This window comes from Cupriavidus sp. FW305-46, assembly GCF_058787075.1.
The window spans coordinates 22,096-42,724 of sequence record NZ_JBYSZI010000059.1 but is presented as its reverse complement, the minus strand read 5'-3'; the positions used below and the strand labels follow the sequence as shown (position 1 = coordinate 42,724).

General features: G+C 67.6%; 21 protein-coding genes. 16 read left to right on the top strand and 5 right to left on the bottom strand.

Annotation, left to right across the window (positions count from 1 at the left end; all coding sequences use genetic code 11):
* Positions 1-129: 129 nt before the first annotated feature.
* Positions 130-1,110, bottom strand: a complete 981-nt coding sequence (locus tag AC3WON_RS24830; protein WP_492320774.1) for a fumarylacetoacetate hydrolase family protein — start codon at positions 1,108-1,110, stop codon at positions 130-132.
* Positions 1,111-1,192: 82 nt separating this feature from the next.
* A complete protein-coding gene (locus AC3WON_RS24825) occupies positions 1,193-2,191 on the bottom strand; it encodes a Bug family tripartite tricarboxylate transporter substrate binding protein (protein WP_492352928.1) in 999 nt (332 codons plus the stop codon).
* 179 nt (positions 2,192-2,370) lie between these two features.
* Here AC3WON_RS24825 and AC3WON_RS24820 point away from each other — a divergent pair, with 179 nt between their 5' ends.
* The 4 genes from AC3WON_RS24820 (at position 2,371) to AC3WON_RS24805 (ending at position 5,632) form a co-directional block, all read left to right on the top strand.
* Positions 2,371-3,204 carry an IclR family transcriptional regulator gene (locus tag AC3WON_RS24820; protein ID WP_492320772.1) on the top strand — a complete coding sequence of 278 codons (834 nt, stop codon included), beginning with the start codon at positions 2,371-2,373 and terminating at the stop codon, positions 3,202-3,204.
* A complete protein-coding gene (locus AC3WON_RS24815) occupies positions 3,164-4,255 on the top strand; it encodes a DUF3108 domain-containing protein (protein ID WP_492352927.1) in 1,092 nt (363 codons plus the stop codon). The genes AC3WON_RS24820 and AC3WON_RS24815 overlap by 41 nt, the downstream gene beginning before the upstream one ends.
* A 51-nt stretch (positions 4,256-4,306) precedes the next feature.
* Positions 4,307-5,149, top strand: a complete 843-nt coding sequence (gene pcaD / locus AC3WON_RS24810; protein WP_492320770.1) for a 3-oxoadipate enol-lactonase — start codon at positions 4,307-4,309, stop codon at positions 5,147-5,149.
* A gap of 225 nt (positions 5,150-5,374) precedes the next feature.
* The gene (locus AC3WON_RS24805) at positions 5,375-5,632 is read left to right on the top strand and encodes a BTH_I0359 family protein (protein WP_010812891.1); all 258 of its coding nucleotides are present in this window, start codon (positions 5,375-5,377) and stop codon (positions 5,630-5,632) included.
* A 73-nt stretch (positions 5,633-5,705) separates the two neighbouring features.
* Here AC3WON_RS24805 and AC3WON_RS24800 read toward each other — a convergent pair whose 3' ends face one another.
* A complete protein-coding gene (locus tag AC3WON_RS24800) occupies positions 5,706-6,098 on the bottom strand; it encodes a rhodanese-like domain-containing protein (RefSeq protein ID WP_492352926.1) in 393 nt (130 codons plus the stop codon).
* Between the two features lie 231 nt (positions 6,099-6,329).
* Between AC3WON_RS24800 and AC3WON_RS24795 the strand changes: the two genes are divergently transcribed.
* The 5 genes from AC3WON_RS24795 to AC3WON_RS24775 all read left to right on the top strand — a co-directional run bounded on the left by AC3WON_RS24795 (position 6,330) and on the right by AC3WON_RS24775 (position 12,300).
* Positions 6,330-7,391, top strand: a complete 1,062-nt coding sequence (locus tag AC3WON_RS24795) for a homocysteine S-methyltransferase family protein (RefSeq protein WP_316152324.1) — start codon at positions 6,330-6,332, stop codon at positions 7,389-7,391.
* Positions 7,392-7,407: 16 nt separating this feature from the next.
* On the top strand, positions 7,408-10,155 hold the full coding sequence (gene metH, locus AC3WON_RS24790; protein WP_492352925.1) for a methionine synthase: 2,748 nt from the start codon (positions 7,408-7,410) through the stop codon (positions 10,153-10,155).
* A 263-nt stretch (positions 10,156-10,418) separates the two neighbouring features.
* Positions 10,419-10,889 carry a hypothetical protein gene (locus AC3WON_RS24785; protein ID WP_492320767.1) on the top strand — a complete coding sequence of 157 codons (471 nt, stop codon included), beginning with the start codon at positions 10,419-10,421 and terminating at the stop codon, positions 10,887-10,889.
* A 325-nt stretch (positions 10,890-11,214) separates the two neighbouring features.
* Positions 11,215-11,847, top strand: coding sequence for a response regulator (locus AC3WON_RS24780; protein WP_010812886.1), 633 nt, complete (start codon positions 11,215-11,217; stop codon positions 11,845-11,847).
* Between the two features lie 45 nt (positions 11,848-11,892).
* Positions 11,893-12,300 carry a response regulator gene (locus AC3WON_RS24775; protein ID WP_035820351.1) on the top strand — a complete coding sequence of 136 codons (408 nt, stop codon included), beginning with the start codon at positions 11,893-11,895 and terminating at the stop codon, positions 12,298-12,300.
* A 40-nt stretch (positions 12,301-12,340) separates the two neighbouring features.
* Here AC3WON_RS24775 and AC3WON_RS24770 read toward each other — a convergent pair whose 3' ends face one another.
* Entirely contained in the window at positions 12,341-13,744 is a 1,404-nt protein-coding gene (locus AC3WON_RS24770) for a sensor histidine kinase (protein ID WP_492320766.1), read from the bottom strand.
* A gap of 283 nt (positions 13,745-14,027) precedes the next feature.
* On the opposite strand from AC3WON_RS24770, the gene AC3WON_RS24765 reads away from it, so the two are divergent.
* Both AC3WON_RS24765 and AC3WON_RS24760 read left to right on the top strand, forming a co-directional pair.
* Entirely contained in the window at positions 14,028-14,195 is a 168-nt protein-coding gene (locus tag AC3WON_RS24765; RefSeq protein WP_010812883.1) for a DUF1328 domain-containing protein, read from the top strand.
* A 52-nt stretch (positions 14,196-14,247) separates the two neighbouring features.
* Positions 14,248-14,676: a DUF883 family protein gene (locus AC3WON_RS24760; protein WP_492320765.1), complete on the top strand. Its 429-nt coding sequence runs from the start codon at positions 14,248-14,250 to the stop codon at positions 14,674-14,676.
* A gap of 175 nt (positions 14,677-14,851) precedes the next feature.
* Here AC3WON_RS24760 and AC3WON_RS24755 read toward each other — a convergent pair whose 3' ends face one another.
* Positions 14,852-15,172: a DUF1840 domain-containing protein gene (locus AC3WON_RS24755; RefSeq protein WP_035820355.1), complete on the bottom strand. Its 321-nt coding sequence runs from the start codon at positions 15,170-15,172 to the stop codon at positions 14,852-14,854.
* A gap of 265 nt (positions 15,173-15,437) precedes the next feature.
* On the opposite strand from AC3WON_RS24755, the gene argS reads away from it, so the two are divergent.
* The 5 genes from argS to AC3WON_RS24730 all read left to right on the top strand — a co-directional run bounded on the left by argS (position 15,438) and on the right by AC3WON_RS24730 (position 20,627).
* Positions 15,438-17,225 (top strand): arginine--tRNA ligase, encoded by a 1,788-nt coding sequence (argS, locus tag AC3WON_RS24750; RefSeq protein WP_492352924.1) that lies wholly within the window; start codon positions 15,438-15,440, stop codon positions 17,223-17,225.
* 115 nt (positions 17,226-17,340) lie between these two features.
* Positions 17,341-18,075: an SPOR domain-containing protein gene (locus tag AC3WON_RS24745; protein ID WP_492320763.1), complete on the top strand. Its 735-nt coding sequence runs from the start codon at positions 17,341-17,343 to the stop codon at positions 18,073-18,075.
* A 166-nt stretch (positions 18,076-18,241) separates the two neighbouring features.
* Positions 18,242-18,877, top strand: coding sequence for a thiol:disulfide interchange protein DsbA/DsbL (locus tag AC3WON_RS24740; protein WP_492352923.1), 636 nt, complete (start codon positions 18,242-18,244; stop codon positions 18,875-18,877).
* Positions 18,878-18,984: 107 nt separating this feature from the next.
* A complete protein-coding gene (locus AC3WON_RS24735) occupies positions 18,985-19,791 on the top strand; it encodes an SDR family oxidoreductase (RefSeq protein ID WP_492344970.1) in 807 nt (268 codons plus the stop codon).
* A 2-nt stretch (positions 19,792-19,793) separates the two neighbouring features.
* Complete coding sequence (locus AC3WON_RS24730; protein WP_492352922.1) at positions 19,794-20,627, top strand: helical backbone metal receptor; 834 nt, start codon at positions 19,794-19,796, stop codon at positions 20,625-20,627.
* The last annotated feature ends 2 nt before the right edge of the window (positions 20,628-20,629 follow it).

The window sequence follows — 20,629 nt, the reverse complement described above, 5'->3', positions numbered from 1 at the left end:
GGGTAGTCATTGGGGGCCTGAGAGGAAGGGGTTAGCGGCGCGCCGCATGCATCGTTATTTGCCAACCGATCGGTCGGTTAATTATATGCACATCCGGCTCGCCACCGCACCCCGCGGCCCCAACGTGCGTCAGGCCGCTGCCACCAACTGGTCGATCGCGCCGAATACCGAATGGCCCTGTGCGTCGAACATCTCGATCTTGACCGCGTCGCCGAACTTCATGAACTCGGTCGCGGGCTCGCCCTCATCGATGGTTTCCAGCATGCGCTTCTCGGCAATGCAGCAGTAGCCCTTCTTGCGGTCGACGTTGGAGATCGTGCCCGAGCCCACGATGCTGCCGGCGCGCACATTGCGCGTCTTGCAGATATGCGCGATCAGCTGGCCGAAGTCGAACACCATGTCGGTGCCGCAGTCGGGCTGGCCCACCTTCTTGCTGTTCCAGTGCACGGTCATCGGCAGGTGCACCTTGCGCTCGCGCCAGGCCTCGCCGAGTTCGTCGGGGGTCACCGCCACCGGCGAGAACGCCGTGGCCGGCTTGCTCTGGAAGAAGCCGAAGCCCTTGCCCAGTTCGGCCGGAATCAGGTTGCGCAGCGAGACATCGTTGGCCAGCATCACCAGCCGGATGGCTTCGCCGGCCTGCTCGGGCGTGGCGCCCATCCTCACGTCGCCGGTGATCACGGCCACCTCGGCCTCGAAGTCGATGCCAAACGCCTCGCTGGCGCAGACGATATCGTCCTGCGGCCCGACGAAGTCGTCCGAGCCCCCCTGGTACATCAGCGGGTCGGTCCAGAACTCGGGCGGCATTTCGGCGCCGCGCGCCTTGCGCACCAGTTCAACGTGGTTGACGTAGGCCGAGCCGTCGGCCCACTGGTAGGCGCGCGGCAGCGGCGCCATGCAGTCCCTGGGGACGAACGCGAAGGGGTGGCGTGCGCGGCCGGCGTTGAGCGCGTCGTACAGGTCCTGCAGCTGGGGCGCGTAGAAATTCCAGTCGTCCAGCACGGTCTGCAGCTTGCCGGCGATGTCGGTGGCGTAGTGGGCTTGCTTCAGGTCGCGCGACACGACCACCAGCTGGCCGTCGCGCGAACCGTCCTTCAGGGTTGCGAGTTTCATGGGTGCGATGGGGTAGGGATCAGGGGCGCCTGCATCGCAGGCGCGGCGGCCGCTAGTCTACCGTGGCGCGCCCGCGCGCCAGTCAGTCGACGGTGATGCCCTTGGCCTTGATCAGCTTGCCCCAGCGCTCGCCCTCGGCGCGCGCGTAGCTGGCGAATTCCTCGGGCGTGCTGTAGACCGCCTCCACGCCCACGCCTTCCAGCTTCTTCTGCACCTCGGGCGTCTTCAGCGCCTTGACCAGTTCGGCGTTCAGGCGCGTGACCACGGCCTTGGGCGTGCCGGCCGGCGCCACCATGCCTTGCCAGGCGTAAGCCTCGAAGCCGGCCACGCCGCCCTCGGCCACGGTCGGCACGCTGGGCAGCACGGCAAGGCGCTTGGGCGTGGCCACGCCGAGCGCGCGCAGCTTGCCCGCCTGCACATTCTGCTGGCCCGAGGCCAGGTCCAGGAACATCAGGTCGACCTGGCCCGCGAGCAGGTCCTGCACCGCCGGCGCCGCGCCCTTGTAGGGCACGTGCGTCATCTTGACCCGGGTCTGGTCCATGAACAGTTCCATTGCCAGGTGGTGCGGGCTGCCAGCGCCAGGCGAGCCGAAATTGACCTTGCCCGGGTTCTTCTGCGCGTACTCGACCACTTCCTTGAGCGTGCGCGCCGGGAAATTGGGATTGGCCACCAGCACCAGCGGGAAGCGCGCAAGCTGGCCGATGTAGACGAAGTCCTTGTCCGGGTTGTACGGCAGCTTCTTGTACAGCGACGGATTGGCGGCCAGCGTGGCGGTGTCGGCGGTGAGCACGGTGTAGCCGTCGGGCTTGGCATGCGCCACGGCGTCGGCGCCGACGATCGTCGCCGCGCCCGGGCGGTTGTCGATCACCACCTGCTTGCCCAGCCCCGGGGTAATGGCCTGGGCCACGGTGCGCGCCACCACGTCGGTGCCGCCGCCAGCGGGATAGGGCACGACCCAGCGGATCGGCTGCGACGGCCAGTCATCGGCGCGCGCGGGGGCGCTGGCGGTGAACAGGGCGGCAAACAGGGTACCGGCCGTCAATGCGGCGAGGGCGGGGCGGAAGTGGCCAAGGGGGCGCATCGGTTGTCTCCGTGTTAAAAAGGGCCCGGTTCGGGCGGGCTTGCACGAGAGGCATGCCGCCGGCCAGGTCTGTTGCGAAGAAAGTCTACCGATGGCTTAAAAATTGGTAAATCGATTTCGCTATAGTAAATTTACCTACGAATTTCCCCGGCCCCTGGGGATAGCCAACCATCCGCCGCATGTCAGAGATCGAAGAAGAAGACACCAAGCTGCGTTCCGGCATCCAGTCCATCGAGGTGGGCTTCAGGCTGCTGCAGGCGCTGGCGGTGTCGCCGCGCGCGATGATGCTGCGCGACCTGGCAGCCGCCGCCGACATGAACCCGGCCAAGGCCCATCGCTATCTGGTCAGCTTCATGCGGCTGGGCGCGGTGGCGCAGGACCCCGTCAGCGGGCGCTATGACCTGGGCCCGTTCGCGCTGCAGCTGGGCCTGGCCGGGCTGAACCGTCTCGATCCGGTCAAGAAGGCGCGCCCGATCCTGTCGCAGCTGCGCGACGAACTGGACCTGACCGCCGGCATTGCCGTGTGGGGCAACCACGGTCCCACCGTGGTGCACTGGGAGGAATCCAGCCATCCCGTCACCGTCAGCCTGCGCCTGGGCGATGTGATGCCGATGCTGAACTCCGCCACCGGGCGCCTGTATGGCGCCTACCTGCCGCGCAAGCAGACCCTGCCGCTGATCGAACGCGAGCTGGGCGCTCGCGGCAATGACGGCTTGCCCGACATGCCGCGCTCGCTGGCCGAATACGACGCGATCTGCGCCGAGGTGCGCGCGCATGGCGCGGCGCGTACGCTCGGCGGCGTGCTGCCGGGTATCAATGCGTTCTCGATGCCGGTGTTCAACGCCAACGGCCACCTGGCCATGGGGCTGATCGTGCTGGGCGCGCAGAGCATATTCGATGCAGAATGGGGCGGTACGATGGATCGTCGCATCCGCGACATCGCCCAACAGCTCTCATCGGAACTTGGCTACCTTGGTGCAGCCACCCCGGCCGGAGAAACCGGCCAATCCTGATCCCCTCGCCCGGCCCGGCGCGGATCCCCGCGTCTGGCGCCGGCGGCGCTGGATCATCGTGATCGCCCTGGTGCTGCTGGTCCACGTGCTGGCCGTGGTGGGCTTCGTGCGCATGCCGGGGCCGCTGATCCCGGTGGATGTCAGCAACACGCCCACGCTGGAAGCGGTGCTGCTGCCGCCGCCCAGGCCGCCAGCCCCACCCGCGCCGCGGCCGGTGCCGCGCCCGCGCCCGCAGCCCAGGGCGGCCGCGCCGGCCCCGGAACCCGCGCCGCAGGAAGCCCCCGCTCCCCCGCTCGCCACCAGCCCGCAGGGCGCGACCGAAATGGCCTCGGGCAGCGGCGGCGAGGGCAGCGCGGCCAAGCCTGCCGCCGCAGCCGCGCCGTCCGGCGGGCCGCAGGGCGGCGTCGATGGCGTGCGCTACGACCCGCCGCCGTCGGCGACGATGCACTACGCCAGCTTCGTCAACGGCGTGCAGAACCCCGACGGCCTGATCCGCTGGGAGCAGGACGGCAGCCGCTACCGTCTGGCGGTCGAAACCCGCGTGTTGTGGTTCCGCTTTGCCTTCCAGAGCGGCGGCGCGATGGCGGTGCAGGGGCTGTTGCCGGAACGCTACGAAGAGCGCCGCCGCAACAAGACCGAGACCTCGCGATTCGATGCCGCGGCCGGCACCGCGGTGTTTGCCTCGGGCACGCAGGCGCCGTTCCCGCCCGGCGCGCAGGACCGCTTCAGCGTATTCCTGCAACTGGTGGGGTTGGTGCGCGGCAATCCCCAGCGATATGCCACCCCCGGAGTGACGGAAGCATTCCTTGTGGCCGACACGCGGGATGTGGAACCCATGCAAGTGCAGTATGTTGGAGAGGACGAGATCGACACCGGCAACGGCGTGATACGCGCAAAGCACTTTGTGAGGCTGCAGCGCCGTGCCAATGACAGGCGCCGCGTCGAGCTGTGGCTGGCGCAGTCGCTCGGCTGGATGCCGGTGCGCCTGCGCCAGACCGAGCCCGACGGCACCCAGATCGACCTGGTGTACCGCGGCAGGGAAGGGCAGTAGGACCGCGGCGCGCGCCTCCCGACGCACCATCTAACCGAAAGGAGCCCAGCCATGACCGTTGCCACGCCACCCGCCGAAACCCACCGCATCCACGCCGAAGGCGCCGACCTGCACGTGCGCGTGGACGGGGCGGACGGGCCCTGGGTGATCCTGGTCCACGCCCTGGCTGCCGACCACACGCTGTGGGACGCCACCGCGCAGCACCTGGCGGGCCGCTATCGCGTGGTGCGCCCTGATATGCGCGGCCACGGGGCCAGCGACGCCCCGCTCGGGCCCTATACCATGACGCGGCTGGCCGACGACGTGGTCGCGGTGATGGACGCGCTGCAGATCTCCCAGGCGCATTTCTGCGGGATTTCCGTCGGCGGCATGATCGGGCAGACCATGGGGCTGCGCCATCCCGAACGGCTGTTGTCGCTGGCGCTGGTGGCTACCAACAGCCAGACCCCGATGGAGGCGCACCCGATGTGGCACAACCGCATCGGCCAGGCCGAGGCCCATGGCATGGCCGGCATGGCCGATGCCACCCTCGGGCGCTGGCTGACGCCGGCCTTCCATGAGGCGCATCGCGACCAGGTGTCGCGCATTCGCGACAGTCTGGTGGCCACGCCGGTACGTGGATACGTGGGTGTGGCCGAGGCAATCATGGCTTTTGACCTTGCCGGCGCGCTTTCCCGCATTCATTGTCCTACGCTGGTAGTAGCGGGCGAGCAGGACCAGGGCGCAACCGTGGCGATGGCACAGAGCATCGCCGCGGCGATTCCCGGAGCCAGGCTCGAGGTCGTGCCGCAAGCGGCGCACCTGGTGCACGTGGAGCAGCCCGAGCGCTTCCACGCCGCGCTGGACGCCTTTCTTGGGAATGCCGCATGCGGGGGGCAGTGCGACGTTCCGTGACAAGCAACACACTGATGTGGAAGGCTCAAGAAACTTGTTGCATTGGCCGATGCCCAATCCATGTAAGGCAGAAAATCGTGGCAACGAGGTGACCCGCACCAATAACTTGATTTCCCGCTGGTCACCCCAAGTTTGGAGGTAAAGCCGCGGCGCCCCCTCAAGGCATCAACTGAGGCAAGAACCACAAGGGCATGCCGCCCATCCATGACGCCCAGGAGGTGTGCCATGCAAATGATCTACAACAGCGACAACTACTGCATCGTGGAATTCGGTGCGGATGTCGATCAGGCGCCGCTTGAGTTTGGTGGCTACGAAATCGTCGACAAGAATCTGAAGCGCGAAATCTTCCTCGGCGGCCACCTGGCCGAGAGCTTCCGCGCCGACGTCAAACGCCTGATTGAAAGCGAGCCATCCGTGGAGGAAGTCGACGATTTTCTCGGCAAGTTCGACAACGTCATGATGCACCCGCTGGTGATGCACTGAGCGGCTTTGCCTGGAACGATCACCGCCCGCTTCGGCGGGCGTTTTTGTTGGTGGCGGGCGCTGCGGGCCGCGCTCAGTACTGTTCCCACGGCAGCCCGTCATGGCGCCAGCCGTTGACCGTATTGCGGTGGCGCTGCGCATCGAGGTCGCCCTCGAAGCCGTGCAGCACGAACTGGACGTTGGAGAAGCCCGCGCCCTCCAGTGCCCGCGCCGCCGCCGACGAGCGGTTACCGCTGCGGCAGATCAGCAGCACCGGCCGCGCCGATGCCTGGCCCGCCAGTTTCTTCACCATCTGCACGAAATGCGGGTTGACCTCCCAGTCCGGGCCATCGTTCCAGGGTACGTTGTGCGCGCCCTTGGGATGGCCGACGAACAGGTATTCCATCTCGCTGCGGCAGTCGATAAAGAGCGTCTCGGGCGATTGCGCCAGCAGGTTCTGGGCGTCGGCGGGGGAGAGATGTTGCATGGCGGGCAAGGAAGGGGGCAGCGCGAAGCGCGCCCTGGGGCGGTGACGGTTACGTCTCTCAGTGTAGGCGCCAGCGGGCCGGACAGGCAACCGCGGGCCACCGCGGGCAGCCGCAAGGCCTTGATACACCTGATAAAATCGTCCCTCTTTGGCCAGCATAGGCCACAGCAGCGGCCCGGCGCCGATCCAGCCATGGATACGCCGCAGGCCCGCCTTTCCAGAGTCCCCGCCATGAGTGCCCCTGAATCCACCGCGGCCGCGCCGCGCCCCTACACCCGGGCTGCCGAGTTGCCCCGGCTGCTGCAAGAACGCATCCTGATCCTGGATGGCGCCATGGGCACCATGATCCAGCGCTACAAGCTGACCGAGGCGGACTACCGCGGCGCGCGCTTCGCGGAACACAAGGTGGACGTCAAGGGCAACAACGAGCTGCTGCTGCTGACGCGCCCGCAGGTCATCAGCGAGATCCATGAGCAGTACCTGGCCGCCGGCGCCGACCTGATCGAGACCAACACCTTCGGTGCCACCGGCGTGGCGCAGGAAGACTACAAGATGGCGGACCTGGCGTACGAGATGAACGTCGAGGCCGCGCGCCTGGCGCGCGCCGCCTGCGACAAGTACAGCACGCCGGAGAAGCCGCGCTTTGTCGCCGGCGCCTTCGGCCCGACGCCCAAGACCGCCAGCATCTCGCCCGACGTGAACGACCCGGGCGCGCGCAACGTGACCTTCGAAGAGCTGCGCGATTCCTACTACGAACAGGGCAAGGGCCTGCTGGAAGGCGGCGCCGACGTGTTCCTGGTCGAGACCATCTTCGACACGCTCAATGCCAAGGCGGCGCTGTTCGCCATCGACCAGCTGTTCGAGGACACCGGCGAACGCCTGCCGGTGATGATCTCCGGCACCGTGACCGATGCCTCGGGCCGGATCCTGTCGGGCCAGACCGTGGAAGCGTTCTGGAACAGCCTGCGCCACGCCCGGCCGATCACGATCGGTCTGAACTGCGCGCTTGGCGCGACGCTGATGCGCCCCTATATCGCCGAACTGGCCAAGGTGTGCGATGCCGCGGTGTCGTGCTACCCGAACGCGGGTTTGCCGAACCCGATGAGCGACACCGGCTTCGACGAAACGCCGGAAGTCACTTCGTCGCTAGTGGAAGAATTCGCCGCTTCCGGCCTGGTGAACCTGGTGGGCGGCTGCTGCGGCACCACCCCCGAGCATATCGCCGCCATCGCCGAGCGCGTGGCCGACAAGAAACCCCGCACCTGGCCCGGCCAGTACCGCGACGCCGCCTGAGCCGGAGCCTGACAACATGAGCGACAACCAACTGCCCCCGCGCCCGATGCGCCTGTCCGGCCTCGAGCCCTTCACCATCGACGACGACACGCTGTTCGTCAACGTCGGCGAGCGCACCAACGTGACCGGCTCCAAGGCCTTCGCGCGCATGATCCTGAACGGCCAGTTCGACGAGGCGCTGGCGGTGGCCCGCCAGCAGGTCGAGAACGGCGCGCAGATCATCGACATCAACATGGACGAGGCCATGCTGGACTCGAAGGCCGCCATGGTTCGCTTCCTGAACCTGATCGCCTCCGAGCCGGACATTGCGCGCGTGCCGATCATGATCGACTCGTCCAAGTGGGAAGTGATCGAGGCCGGCCTGCAGTGCGTGCAGGGCAAGCCCGTGGTCAACTCGATCTCGCTCAAGGAGGGCGAGGAACAGTTCCGCCACCACGCCGCGCTGATCCGCCGCTATGGCGCCGCCTCGGTGGTGATGGCCTTCGATGAGAAGGGCCAGGCCGACACCTTCCAGCGCAAGACCGAGATCTGCAAGCGCAGCTACGACATCCTGGTCAATGAAGTCGGCTTCCCGCCGGAAGACATCATCTTCGACCCGAACATCTTCGCGGTCGCGACCGGCATCGAGGAGCACAACAACTACGCGGTGGACTTCATCGAGGCCACGCGCTGGATCAAGCAGAACCTGCCGTACGCCAAGGTCAGCGGCGGCGTGTCCAACGTGTCGTTCTCGTTCCGCGGCAACGACACGGTGCGCGAGGCGATCCACACCGTGTTCCTGTACCACGCCATCGGCGCGGGCATGGACATGGGCATCGTCAACGCCGGCCAGCTCGGCGTGTATGACCAGCTTGACCCCGAGCTGCGCGAGCGCGTGGAAGACGTGGTCCTGAACCGCCGCGAAGATTCCACCGACCGCCTGCTGGAGATCGCGGACCGCTTCAAGGGCGGCGGCGCGAAGAAGGAAGAGAACCTGGCCTGGCGCGGCACGCCCGAGCAGCCGGTGCCGGTGGGCGAGCGCCTGGCGCACGCACTGGTGCATGGCATCACCACCTTCATCGTCGAAGACACCGAAGAGGTCCGCCAGCAGGTCGAGGCGCGCGGCGGCCGCCCGATCGAGGTGATCGAAGGCCCGCTGATGGACGGCATGAACATCGTCGGCGACCTGTTCGGCGCGGGCAAGATGTTCCTGCCGCAGGTGGTCAAGAGCGCGCGCGTAATGAAGCAGGCGGTGGCGCACCTGCTGCCCTACATCGAGGAAGAGAAGCGCCTGCTGGCCGAGGCCGGCGGCGACGTCAAGGCGCGCGGCAAGATCGTGATCGCCACGGTGAAGGGCGACGTGCACGACATCGGCAAGAACATCGTGTCGGTGGTGCTCCAGTGCAATAACTTCGAAGTGGTCAACATGGGCGTGATGGTCCCGTGCAACGAGATCCTGGCCCGCGCCAAGGTCGAGGGCGCGGACATCGTCGGGCTGTCGGGCCTGATCACGCCGTCGCTTGAAGAGATGGCCTACGTGGCCTCGGAAATGCAGCGCGATGACTACTTCCGCGTGAAGAAGATCCCGCTGCTGATCGGCGGCGCCACCACCTCGCGTGTGCATACCGCGGTCAAGATCGCGCCCAACTACGAAGGCCCGGTGGTGTACGTGCCGGATGCCTCGCGCTCGGTCAGCGTGGCGTCGAGCCTGCTGTCGGATGAAGGCGCAACCAGGTACCTGGACGAGCTGAAGACCGACTACGACCGCATCCGCACCCAGCACGCCAACAAGAAGGCCACGCCGATGGTGACGCTGGCGCAGGCGCGCGCCAACAAGACCCCGATCGACTGGAGCAGCTACGTGCCGCCCAGGCCCAAGTTCATCGGCCGGCGCGTGTTCCGCAACTACGACCTGGCGGAACTGGCCAACTACATCGACTGGGGCCCGTTCTTCCAGACCTGGGACCTGGCCGGCAAATTCCCCGACATCCTCAACGACGAGATCGTTGGCGAGTCGGCGCGCAAGGTGTTCTCGGACGGCAAGGCCATGCTGTCGCGCCTGATCCAGGGCCGCTGGCTGACCGCCAACGGCGTGATCGCGCTGCTGCCGGCCAATACCGTCAACGATGACGATATCGAGATCTACACCGACGAGACCCGCAGCAAGGTCGCGCTGACCTGGCACAACCTGCGCCAGCAGAGCGAGCGCCCGGTGGTGGACGGCGTGCGCCGCCCCAACCGCTGCCTGGCGGATTTCGTCGCGCCCAAGGACAGCGGCATCGCCGACTATGTCGGCCTGTTTGCGGTTACCGCGGGCCTGGGCGTGGAGAAGAAGGAAGCCCAGTTCGAAGCCGACCATGACGACTACAGCGCGATCATGCTCAAGGCGCTGGCCGACCGCTTCGCCGAAGGCTTTGCCGAGTGCCTGCACGAACGCGTGCGCAAGGACCTGTGGGGCTATGACGCCGGCGAGCAGCTCAGCAACGAGCAGCTGATCGCCGAGTCGTACCGCGGCATCCGCCCGGCGCCTGGCTACCCGGCGTGCCCGGAGCACACCGTCAAGGGCCCGATGTTCGAGTTCCTCGACGCGGCCGAGATCGGCATGGGCATCACCGAGTCGCTGGCGATGACGCCGGCCGCCTCGGTGAGCGGCTTCTACCTGGCGCATCCGCAGTCGACCTACTTCTCCATCGGCAAGATCGGCCAGGACCAGCTCGACGACATGGCGGCGCGCCGCCACGAGGACCGCGCCACGCTGGAGCGCGCGCTGGCGCCCAACCTGTAACCGGGTGCGACGGCAGGGCGGCGGGGGCGGCGGCATGGCCCCGCCGCCAGCCCATTGATGCAGCAGGGAAAACCGCTGCAGGCGGGCGGCAAAGCCGTGCCGGGGCGGCGTGGCAGGCGCCTCACAACTCCTTACAGAGCCTTTCAACTCCTCACAGACCGGCGCAGCCCGGCTCCCTAGACTGAGGGCTCGATACACGCAATCACCAGCGTGATCACCGCGGCGAATGTTTCGCCGTGGGGCATCCTGAAAGGAGTCTGTCCATGAAGAAACTGCTGCTCTCCCTGTCCGCTCTGTCGATCGCTGCCGCTTCCTCGCTGGCCATGGCCCAAGGCACCGGCGTTTCCGTTGGCACGAAGGCCGATGTCGGCGCATCGGTGACCACACCCTCTCCCGCCGCTGCAGCGCAGGGTGGCCTGAACACTGCCGGCAGCGCCGCCACGGGTGCCGCAGGCGCGGCCGAAAAGGGTCTGTCGACCGCGGGCGCGGCCACCGAGAAGGGTCTGTCGGCAGCAGGCTCCGCCGCTGACAAGGGCCTGTCCACCGCCGGCGCGGCCGTCGACAAGGGGGTTGGCACCGCCGCCGACGCCACCGCCGGCGCCAAGGCAGACGCCGGCAGCAAGTCCAAGCGTGACAAGCATGACAAGCACGCCGCCAAGTCGACCAAGAAGGCCAAGGCCGACGCGAGCGTGGGCGTCAGCGCCGGCGCCGACGCGGGTGCCAAGGCGCAGTAACGTGCCGCGCTGGTCCACAGTCACTGGCCACTAGCGACTAGCCTCAGCCTCATGCCGGTGCCGGCGGCGCCAGCGCCCTCCAGGAAGTTTCAGCACTGACGCGCCGCAGCAAAGCGGGACGGATCACCTCCGTCCCGCTTTGCGTTTGTGCGCGGCGAGCCGGCGCGCCATGTGCCGTGCACGCGTTCTGTCCGCGCATCATGTCAGCCTGACACCGACAGCCCGCGCCCGCGCGCGGCACTACAATGACAATCAACGCAAGCGGTTCCGCCTGCACCCGACTGCACCGGGCATGTGCCGGTCTGTTCAACCCAGTGGAGCCCACATGATCCGCATCCTGATCGCTGACGATCACGAGATTGTGCGTGCCGGGCTGCGCCAGTTCCTTTCCGAAGAGCCCGACATCCAGGTGACAGGCGAGGCCGGAAGCGGCGACCAGGTCATGGCGCAGCTGCGCGATGCCGAGTTCGATGTGCTGGTGCTGGACATCTCGATGCCCGACCGCAACGGCATCGACGTGCTCAAGCTGATCCGCCAGCGCAAGCCCGAATTGCCGGTCCTGATCCTGTCGACCTACCCGGAAGACCAGTACGCGATCAACCTGATCCGTGCCGGCGCTTCTGGCTACCTGACCAAGGAAAGCGCCCCGGACGACCTGGTCAAGGCCATCCGCACGGTGGCCCAGGGCCGCCGCTACGTGAGCGCCACCGTGGCCGACCTGCTGATCGGCGGGCTCGACAAGCCGACCGAGCAGCCGGTGCACCAGATGCTGTCGGAGCGCGAGTTCCAGATATTCTGCAAGCTGTCGCGGGGGCAGTCGGTGTCGGTGATTGCCGACGAACTGTTTCTCAGCGTCAAGACCGTCAGTACCTATCGTTCCCGTATTCTCGAGAAAATGGGCATGAAGACCAACGCTGACCTGACCTATTACGCCATCAAGAACGGCCTGGTCGAATGACAGCCCGCGATGGGCCGCACCGGACGAGGACCAGCAATACATAACATGTCGGAGCAGGCTTCGAACACTTCCTACCGGGCGCTGAGCATACTGCTGATTGAAGACTCGGCGGTCCTGCGAGGCATGCTGCTCGAATACCTGAAGGATTTCCCTTTCATCGAGAACGTGGACTGGGCCGATACCGAAGCCATGGCCCTGCGGCTGCTCGCCGCCGGCAAGTACGATGTGGTCATCGTCGACCTGCAGCTGCGCCAGGGCAACGGCATCAATGTGCTGCGCGCGATGCAGCGCAACGGCACCGGCGCGGTGCGCATCGTCTACACCAACCACGCCCAGGTCAGCATGTACCGCCGCCAGTGCGCCGAGGCCGGCGCGGACTACTTCTTCGACAAGTCGCTCGAGCTCGAGCAGGTGTTCCGCGTGATCGAGGAGCACGCTGCGCCGGCGCCCTGAGCCGCGCCAGCCCATCACATTCCCTGCCTGCCGGTGCGCGTCAGGCGCGCGCCGGCTCCTGGTTTTCCGGCGCCTCTGCCGGCGCCAGCACCGCGTCCGTCAGCGGCACCTCGATGCGGATGCGCACGCCCGCCTGTGCCAGGGAATCGATCTGCATGCTGCCGCCCAGCGCGGTGACGCGCTGCTCCATGCCCAGCAGCCCGTGGTGGCCGGCGGTGCTGCCGGCGTCGAAGTCCGCCGGCAGGCCCTTGCCGTCGTCGCGCACGGTCAGCGTCAGCAGGTTGTCCTGGCAGGCCAGGCTGACATCGATGTGCCTGGCTTCAGAGTACTTGCTGGCATTGGTCAGCGATTCCTGCACGATCCGGTACAGCGCGATCGCGGCCTCGTCGCGCAGCGGCGGCAGGTCTTCCGGCACGCTGACATTGGTCTCCCAGTCATTGCGCGCCCCCACTTCCTCGACCAGCTGGCACACCGCCGCGCGCAGGCCCAGGTTCAGCAGCACCGTGGGGCGCAGGTCCTCGATCAGGCGGCGCTTGATCTGGATGCCCTGGTCCACGTGCAGCATCACACGCGTGAGGCGCTCGGCCGCCACCGGATGGTCCTCCTGCACCTTGCGGCGCACCCAGTGCAGGTCCAGCTTGATCGCGGTCAGGATGGCGCCCAGTTCGTCGTGCAGTTCGCGCGCCAGGCGTGTCTTTTCGTCCTCGGTCACGCGCTGCAGGTGGGCGGCCAGCGCCGACAGCTGGCGCGTGCGTGCGCGCACCTTGCGGTCCAGCCGCACGCTTTCCTCTTCCAGCTGGGTGCGCACCGCCTCGGCCATCGACAGGCGCTTGGCGTGGCCGACGCCCACCGCCATCATCAGGATGATGTTGATGGCGGTGAGCAGGCCGATGCCGTAGCGCGACAGCTGCACGTCGTTCTCGGCGCCTTCCAGCCGGTGCGAGACCGCGCCGGCCTCGCGCGCCTGCAACTGGTCCAGGCCGCGGCGCGCGTTGTCCATGGTCTCTTTGCCGTAGTCGGTGCGGATCAGGTCCAGCGCCACTTCCAGGTCGCGCTTGCCGTAGACCAGCGTCAGCGCCATCTCATTGAGCTTGCTGTTGATCAGCTTGGAGGTGTCGCTGAACTGTTTCAGGCCTTCGGGATCGTTGGCATAGCCGGCGCGGATCTGCGCCATCAGTTCGGCGATGCGCGGCAGGGCCTTGTAGTACGGCTCCAGGTAGCTTTCCTTGCCGGTCAGCAGGAAGCCGCGCTGGCCGGCCTCGGCATTGACCAGCTCGCCGTTGAGCGCGGCCAGCTCGGTCTGCACGCGCTGCGAGCGGATCACGTCGGTATAGCTTTCGCGCAGGCGGATATTGCCGGTTTCCGACGCCACCAGCACCGCCAGCGTCAGCAGGATGCCGCCCGCCAGCAGCAGCGTGTGGGGGAGAAAGGACTGCTTGAACATGGGCAATTCCTGTTTAGTGAAGGCGCGCCGCTCGCCCGCCGCAGCGCCAGGGAGCGCCCATGGAATCACATCGATCGCCATGGGTCAACCTTGAAGCGGGCCCGCGCGGGCCTTGTCCGGGTGCTTGTAGGACTCGGCTGACAGCGGAATCGGCTCGCTGTCAGTATTGGTGCGCGGGCTGGCTTTCTACGATGAGGCTATGAGCTTGCACCCCTTGGCGCAAGCCCTCACATGGGCCCAGCCAGTGCGCCTGGCCTGGTCCGATTGCTTCGGGAGCCTAGCCATGCTGCAATATGCACTCGTATTTTTCGTCATCGCCCTGATCGCCGCGATCTTCGGTTTCGGCGGAATTGCCGCCGGCGCCGTGGAAATCGCCAAGATCCTGTTCTTCATCTTCCTGGTCGTGGCGCTGGTCGCCGCGGTGATGGGCCTGGTCCGCAGGGGGCGATGACACCGGCCGCGAGCCGTTTCCCGCCACCGCCGACCGAAACTGAGGAGACCGTATGCTGACGCAGAACCCGAAAGTCAGGAAGGAACTGAACCACCTGTCCGACAGTGCCGACAGTGCCATCCGCCACATCAGGCATGCTGCGCGCGACACGCGCGATGCGGCAGCGCCGGTATCCGGCGAGGTCAAGGCGCTGATCGCCCAGCTGGAGCACACCATCGAAGTACTGGCGCGCGAGGGCTCTGCCGAGAGCGTGCGCGCCGGGCAGCGCCTGCGCGAGCGGGCCACCGACATGGCCCATCGGCTGCGCGCCCAGACCACCGACGGCATGATGCGCGCCCGCGAGCGCATGGATGGTGCGGTAGAGCACGCCCAGCACCGCGTGGCCGAGTCGCCGTTGAAGGCTGTGGCGATCGCGGCGGCCGTGGGGGCGCTGATCGGGCTGCTGCTGGCCAATGGCCGGCGCCATTCAGAGGAGGAGTAGGCCCGCCCCTAGCCACCAGACCGATACCAGGATCCGCCTGCCACACCTGGCGGGTCCTGCAAGGGATTCCCCCCTTTCCGGAACCCTCGTCCGGAAGCCCGGCAGCCCACTGCGGTGCCGGGCGTTTTTTTGGGCGCGCGGCGATCCGTGCCGCACGCAACTGTGCCTGTTTCCGTCACACCCCCCACATCACATTGGCGCCCTCACGCTGGGAGGCACGCAGCATGTCCAGGAACGGGTAGGCGCGCTGGCCCAGGTGCAGCGGTTCTTCCTCGTCTTCGTCGTTGCCGGTGTCCGCTTCGACGGCCGAGCTGGCGGGATGGGTCTTGGCATCGGCGACCGCGGCTTCCAGCTTGTGGATCGCGGTTGGAAGCTCTTCTACGGTGATCACCCCTCGTTCCCCGAGGCGCTTGCCGATGATGCCCAGCAGCGTCATCGCCAGATCCTTCATCATGATCAGGTCCTGCGCGGCGTGGGATTTGAAGGTGATCAGCATGATGTGTTTTCCTTTCACGGAGAGGCGGGGGGCATTCCCGGGGGCGGGAAGTCTCGCTGATTTTGGGCCCGGATTGTGGCCCGGGGCCATCCTCGCGCATGATGTCAGCATAGCACCTGATAAAATTCGGCGTTCCCGATTCCAATGCCTGTCACGCGGCGCGGCGCGGCGTTCACTGTTCCTTTGCCGTCACTTGCCGCCTTCCGGGCGACGGCGCCGCCCAAGGCGGTGCCTGAATACCTTGCCCACAGGGCTTCCGACATCCATGCTGCCTGTTCAGACCTCCAATCTTGCCGCCGCGTTCACTGATGCGGTGCGCGCGCTCGCCCCGGCCGATGCCACCCTGCCCGCCGTCACCTTCGAGCGGCCCAAGGTGGCCGCCCACGGCGACCTTGCCTGCAACGTCGCCATGCAGGTCGCGCGCGCGCTCAAGAGCAACCCGCGCGAGCTGGCCCAGCGCATCGTCGATGCCTTGCAGGCCGACGCGCGCGCGCAGGGCCTGGTCCAGGCCATGGAGATTGCCGGCCCCGGCTTCATCAACCTGCGCCTGACCCCGGCCGCCAAGGCCGACGTGCTGCGCGCGGTGCTGGCCGAGGGCGACCACTACGGCGCGCGCGAGCGCGGCGTGCACGGCCAGGTGCTGGTGGAGTTCGTCTCGGCCAACCCGACCGGCCCGCTGCACGTCGGCCATGGCCGCCAGGCGGCACTGGGCGACGCGCTGGCCAACCTGCTGTCGTGGCAGGGCTGGCACGTGCACCGCGAGTTCTACTACAACGACGCCGGCGTGCAGATCCAGACCCTGGCGCTGTCGGTGCAGGCGCGCGCGCGCGGCCTCAAGCCCGGCGACGCCAGCTGGCCCGAGGCCGCCTACAACGGCGACTACATCGCCGACATCGCCGCCGACTTCCTGGCCGGCAAGACCGTCAGCGCTTCTGACGGCGAGCCCGTGACCGCGTCGGGCAACGTCGAGGACATCGACTCGATCCGCAAGTTTGCCGTCACCTACCTGCGCAACGAGCAGGACATCGACCTGCAGGCCTTCGGCGTCAAGTTCGACCGCTATTACCTGGAGTCGTCGCTGTACAGCGACGGCCGCGTCGAAGCCGCGGTGCAGTCGCTGGTCGGCAAGGGCAAGACCTACGAGAGCGAGGGCGCGCTGTGGCTGCGCACCACCGACGACGGCGACGACAAGGACCGCGTGATGAAGAAGAGCGACGGCACCTATACGTACTTCGTGCCGGACGTCGCTTACCACACCACCAAGTGGGAGCGCGGCTTCACCAAGGTCATCAACGTGCAGGGCAGCGACCACCACGGCACCATCGCACGCGTGCGCGCCGGCCTGCAGGGCCTGGACATGGGCATCCCGCAGGGCTACCCCGACTACGTGCTGCACAAGATGGTCACCGTGATGAAGAACGGCGAGGAGGTCAAGATCTCCAAGCGCGCCGGCTCCTATGTCACCGTGCGCGACCTGATCGAATGGTCCAACGGCGGCGACGAGACCATCCGCGGCTGCCTGGATACCGGCGTGGCCGACTGGCCGCAGCACTTCACCCGCGGCCGCGACGCGGTGCGCTTCTTCCTGCTGTCGCGCAAGGCCGATACCGAGTTCGTGTTCGATGTCGACCTGGCGCTCAAGCAGAACGACGAGAACCCGGTGTACTACGTGCAGTACGCCCACGCCCGCATCTGCTCGATCTTCGAGTCGTGGGGCGGCGCGGACTGGGAAGCCCGCCTGGCCGAGCTGGCCGGCGCCGACCTGTCCGCCGTGACCGGACCCGAAGCCAGCGCCCAGGCGCAGGCGCTGGGCCGCCGTCTGGCCGAGTTCCCGGACATGCTGTCGGGCGCCGCCGCCGAGCTGGCGCCGCATGCGGTCGCCTTCTACCTGCGCGACCTGGCCGGCGACTTCCACGCCTTCTACAACGCCGACCGTGTGCTGGTTGACGACGAGGCCGTCAAGCGCGCCCGGCTGGCGCTGCTGGCCGCCACGCGCCAGGTGCTGCGCAATGGCCTGGCGGTGATCGGCGTGTCCGCCCCGCGCCGCATGTAAGCAGGCGTCCAGCGCCCCCGCGCGGGGGTACGGGGCCATCCGGCCCCGGGGACGATGCCAGTGCTGCCGTTGGCGGCGCTGGCCCTATAATCCCGGCATCACCGAAGAGGACTTCATGCAACAGCAACGCAAGCGCGAGTCGCGCCATGTCCGCCGCAACCAGCAACGCGGCGGTACGTTCCTGGGCCTGGTGCTCGGGCTGATCGTCGGGCTGGCCATCGCCGTGGTGGTCGCCCTGTACATCACCAAGTCGCCGACCCCGTTCCAGCAGAAGAGTGCCCCGCGCCCGAGCGAGCCGGGCAATGTCACCAGCCAGCTGCCGCCGCCGGCCCAGCGCGCCGACGAGGGCCCGAGCGACCCCAACAAGCCGCTGTGGAGCAAGACCCCGGCCAAGCCGGTGGGCCAGGCGCCCGAGCCGGAACCGAAGCAGAACGGCCAGCATGGCCAGAACGGCCAGAACGGCCAGCAACCCCCGGTGGCCGTCGCCCGTCCGGCCGAGAAGCCGGTGGAAAAGCCCGTGGAGAAGCCGGCTGACAAGCCTGTCGCCAGCAAGCCGGCCGAGAAGCCGGTGGCCGACCCGATCGCCGAGATCGCCCAGGCCGATGCCAACAAGGTGGGCTACCTGCTGCAGGTGGGCGCGTTCCGCTCGTCGGACGACGCCGACCGCCAGAAGGCCAACCTGGCGATGCAGGGCTTCGAAGCCCGGATCACCGAACGCGATGTCAACGGCGTCAAGATGTACCGGGTGCGCCTGGGGCCGTTCAACCGCATCGAAGACATGAACAAGGCACGCGACCGGCTGCAGTCGTCCGGCTTCGAGGCCTCGGTGATCCGCTTCACCAAGCAGTAAGCCGGACCGCAGGGTCAGGCGTTATTCCGGTCGTGTCCGGCGGCACTGGCAGTAATCGCCGGTAACCGCCGCAACACGTTGTCACCAGAAGCAGCCGGCGTTTCGCTGAACCGGACGCCGCCGCCGCTGTCATACGCTCATCGTCCAACCGCAAGGCCGCACCAAGATGAAAAAACTCGCCGCACTGTTCGCCATGTTCGCCGCCGTGGGCGGCCTGCTGATGTCCGCCCCGTCCCGGGCGGCGCCCGCCGAGGGCAAGGAATACCAGGTCCTGAAGGCGGCCCAGCCGGTCGCCGCGGGCAAGATCGAGGTGACCGAGTTCTTCTGGTACGGCTGCCCGCACTGCTACGATTTCGAGCCGGACCTGGAAGCCTGGGTCAAGAAGCAGGGCGGCAACGTGGTCTTCAAGCGCGTGCCGGTCGCGTTCCGTGACGACCTGCTGCCGCACACCAAGATCTTCTATGCGCTGGAAGCCATCGGCAAGCTCGACGCCATGCACAACAAGGTCTTCAACGCCATCCACGTGGACCGCAAGCGCATGACGGACCCCAACGAGATCGCCGAATTCATGGCCAAGAACGGCGTGGACCGCAAGGCCTTCCTGGATGCCTACAACTCGTTCACGGTGACCACCAACTCGCAGCGCGCCAACAAGATCGCCGACGCCTACAAGATCGACGGCGTGCCGACCGTGGTGGTGCAGGGCAAGTACGTGACCTCGCCGTCGATTGCCGGCAACAAGCAGGGCGCGATCCAGACCATGGATTACCTGGTGGATCAGGTTAAGGCGAAGAAGATGTAATCTGCTGGCGACCTTCGCAAGCCGAGGGTTATCCAACACCTGTAGCAAGCCAAACGGCTGGTATCCTGTACCAGCCGTTTTTTATTTCAGACTGCAACCCTGCCTTCATGCGTCCCCTCAAAGTCTTCCTCACCGGCGCCTCCAGCGGCCTGGGCCAGGCTCTCGCGCGCGAATACGCGTCGCAAGGCGCCATCCTCGGGCTGGTGGCGCGCCGCGAGGACGCGCTGCGCGAGTTTGTCGCCACGCTGCCCAACCCGGGCGCGGTGCGCGTCTACGGCGCCGATGTGCGCGATGCCGATGCCATGGCGCGTGCCGCTGAAGACTTCGTCGGCCATTTCGGCTGCCCGGACGTGGTGATCGCCAATGCCGGGGTCTCGGTCGGCACCGTCGCCAGCGAGCGCGAGGACCTCGACGCCTTCCGCCAGGTGATGGATACCAACTGGTTTGGCGTGCTGACCACCTTCCAGCCGTTCATGCATGCGATGCAGGCGCGCGAGCCCGGCCACTTCGGGCGCCGCGGCACGCTGGTGGGCATTGCCAGCGTCGCCGGCGTGCGCGGGCTGCCGGGCGCGGGCGCCTACAGCGCGTCCAAGTCGGCGGTGATCAAGCTGCTGGAAAGCCTGCGGCTGGAGCAGCGCGCGCACGGCATCCGCGTGGTCACGATCGCGCCCGGCTATATCCGCACGCCGATGACCGCGCACAACCCGTACCGCATGCCGTTCCTGACCGATGCCGACGTGTTCGCGCGCAAGGCCGTGCGGGTAATCGCGGCAGGACGGCGGTTCCGCGTGATTCCGTGGCCGATGGGCGTGGTGGCGGCGCTGCTGCACGTGATGCCGCGCTGGCTCTACGATGCGCTGGCCGCGGGGGCGCCGCGCAAGCCGCGGCGCCCCGACCCGCCGCAGGAGCCCTGACCATGTGGCGCGACGCCATCGGCCAGCAGCATGCCGCCGCCAGCGGGGTGGTGCGGATCGCGTCGCTGGTGCCGTCGGTGACGGAGTTGCTGTTCGCGCTCGGGATGGCCCGGCAGATGGTGGCGCGCACCGGCTTCTGCATCCACCCGGAGCCGGCCGTGCGCGCGGTGCCCAAGGTGGGCGGCACCAAGGACGTGAACGTGGCGCGGCTGCGCGAGCTGGCGCCCACGCACGTGGTGGTCAATATCGATGAGAACCGGCGCGAGACCGTGGACGAGATCCGCGCATTCGTGCCCAATGTCATCGTCACCCATCCGTGCGCGCCGGAAGACAACCTGGGGCTGTACCAGCTGCTGGGCGGGATCTTCGGCTGCCACGCCGAGGCCGAGGCGCTGTGCATGGCGCTGCAGGTGCAGCTGGACGCGATCCGAGTGCGCCCGTGGCCGGCGCGCCGCGTGCTGTATGCGATCTGGCAGGACCCGTGGATGACGGTGTCGCGCGACACCTATATCAGCCGCATGCTGGCATTGGCCAACTGGCACACCTGGCCCGAGGGCAGTGCCGCATTGCAGGCCTGCGCGGGCGGCGACTGCAGCCGCCCCAACGCGCCCGGCGAGCGCTATCCCGCCTTCCGCTGGAGCGACGCGCTGGTGCGCGAGCTCGACCTGGTGCTGCTGTCGACCGAGCCCTACCGCTTCACCGAAGACCATGCCGACGCGCTCGAGCGCCAGCTTGGCAAGCCGGTGCTGCTGGTCGACGGCGAGATGCTGTCCTGGTATGGCAGCCGCGCCGTCGACGGGGTGCGCTACCTGGCGGCGCTGGCGGCCGCCAACTAAGC

What these genes read in the sequence shown, in the direction of transcription:
- AC3WON_RS24830 (WP_492320774.1), bottom strand. Translation starts at nt 1,110, where the DNA reads ATGAAACTCGCAACCCTGAAGGACGGTTCGCGCGACGGCCAGCTGGTG.
- AC3WON_RS24825 (WP_492352928.1), bottom strand. Translation starts at nt 2,191, where the DNA reads ATGCGCCCCCTTGGCCACTTCCGCCCCGCCCTCGCCGCATTGACGGCC.
- AC3WON_RS24820 (WP_492320772.1), top strand. Translation starts at nt 2,371, where the DNA reads ATGTCAGAGATCGAAGAAGAAGACACCAAGCTGCGTTCCGGCATCCAG.
- pcaD (WP_492320770.1), top strand. Translation starts at nt 4,307, where the DNA reads ATGACCGTTGCCACGCCACCCGCCGAAACCCACCGCATCCACGCCGAA.
- AC3WON_RS24805 (WP_010812891.1), top strand. Translation starts at nt 5,375, where the DNA reads ATGCAAATGATCTACAACAGCGACAACTACTGCATCGTGGAATTCGGT.
- AC3WON_RS24800 (WP_492352926.1), bottom strand. Translation starts at nt 6,098, where the DNA reads ATGCAACATCTCTCCCCCGCCGACGCCCAGAACCTGCTGGCGCAATCG.
- AC3WON_RS24795 (WP_316152324.1), top strand. Translation starts at nt 6,330, where the DNA reads ATGAGTGCCCCTGAATCCACCGCGGCCGCGCCGCGCCCCTACACCCGG.
- metH (WP_492352925.1), top strand. Translation starts at nt 7,408, where the DNA reads ATGAGCGACAACCAACTGCCCCCGCGCCCGATGCGCCTGTCCGGCCTC.
- AC3WON_RS24785 (WP_492320767.1), top strand. Translation starts at nt 10,419, where the DNA reads ATGAAGAAACTGCTGCTCTCCCTGTCCGCTCTGTCGATCGCTGCCGCT.
- AC3WON_RS24780 (WP_010812886.1), top strand. Translation starts at nt 11,215, where the DNA reads ATGATCCGCATCCTGATCGCTGACGATCACGAGATTGTGCGTGCCGGG.
- AC3WON_RS24775 (WP_035820351.1), top strand. Translation starts at nt 11,893, where the DNA reads ATGTCGGAGCAGGCTTCGAACACTTCCTACCGGGCGCTGAGCATACTG.
- AC3WON_RS24770 (WP_492320766.1), bottom strand. Translation starts at nt 13,744, where the DNA reads ATGTTCAAGCAGTCCTTTCTCCCCCACACGCTGCTGCTGGCGGGCGGC.
- AC3WON_RS24765 (WP_010812883.1), top strand. Translation starts at nt 14,028, where the DNA reads ATGCTGCAATATGCACTCGTATTTTTCGTCATCGCCCTGATCGCCGCG.
- AC3WON_RS24760 (WP_492320765.1), top strand. Translation starts at nt 14,248, where the DNA reads ATGCTGACGCAGAACCCGAAAGTCAGGAAGGAACTGAACCACCTGTCC.
- AC3WON_RS24755 (WP_035820355.1), bottom strand. Translation starts at nt 15,172, where the DNA reads ATGCTGATCACCTTCAAATCCCACGCCGCGCAGGACCTGATCATGATG.
- argS (WP_492352924.1), top strand. Translation starts at nt 15,438, where the DNA reads ATGCTGCCTGTTCAGACCTCCAATCTTGCCGCCGCGTTCACTGATGCG.
- AC3WON_RS24745 (WP_492320763.1), top strand. Translation starts at nt 17,341, where the DNA reads ATGCAACAGCAACGCAAGCGCGAGTCGCGCCATGTCCGCCGCAACCAG.
- AC3WON_RS24740 (WP_492352923.1), top strand. Translation starts at nt 18,242, where the DNA reads ATGAAAAAACTCGCCGCACTGTTCGCCATGTTCGCCGCCGTGGGCGGC.
- AC3WON_RS24735 (WP_492344970.1), top strand. Translation starts at nt 18,985, where the DNA reads ATGCGTCCCCTCAAAGTCTTCCTCACCGGCGCCTCCAGCGGCCTGGGC.
- AC3WON_RS24730 (WP_492352922.1), top strand. Translation starts at nt 19,794, where the DNA reads ATGTGGCGCGACGCCATCGGCCAGCAGCATGCCGCCGCCAGCGGGGTG.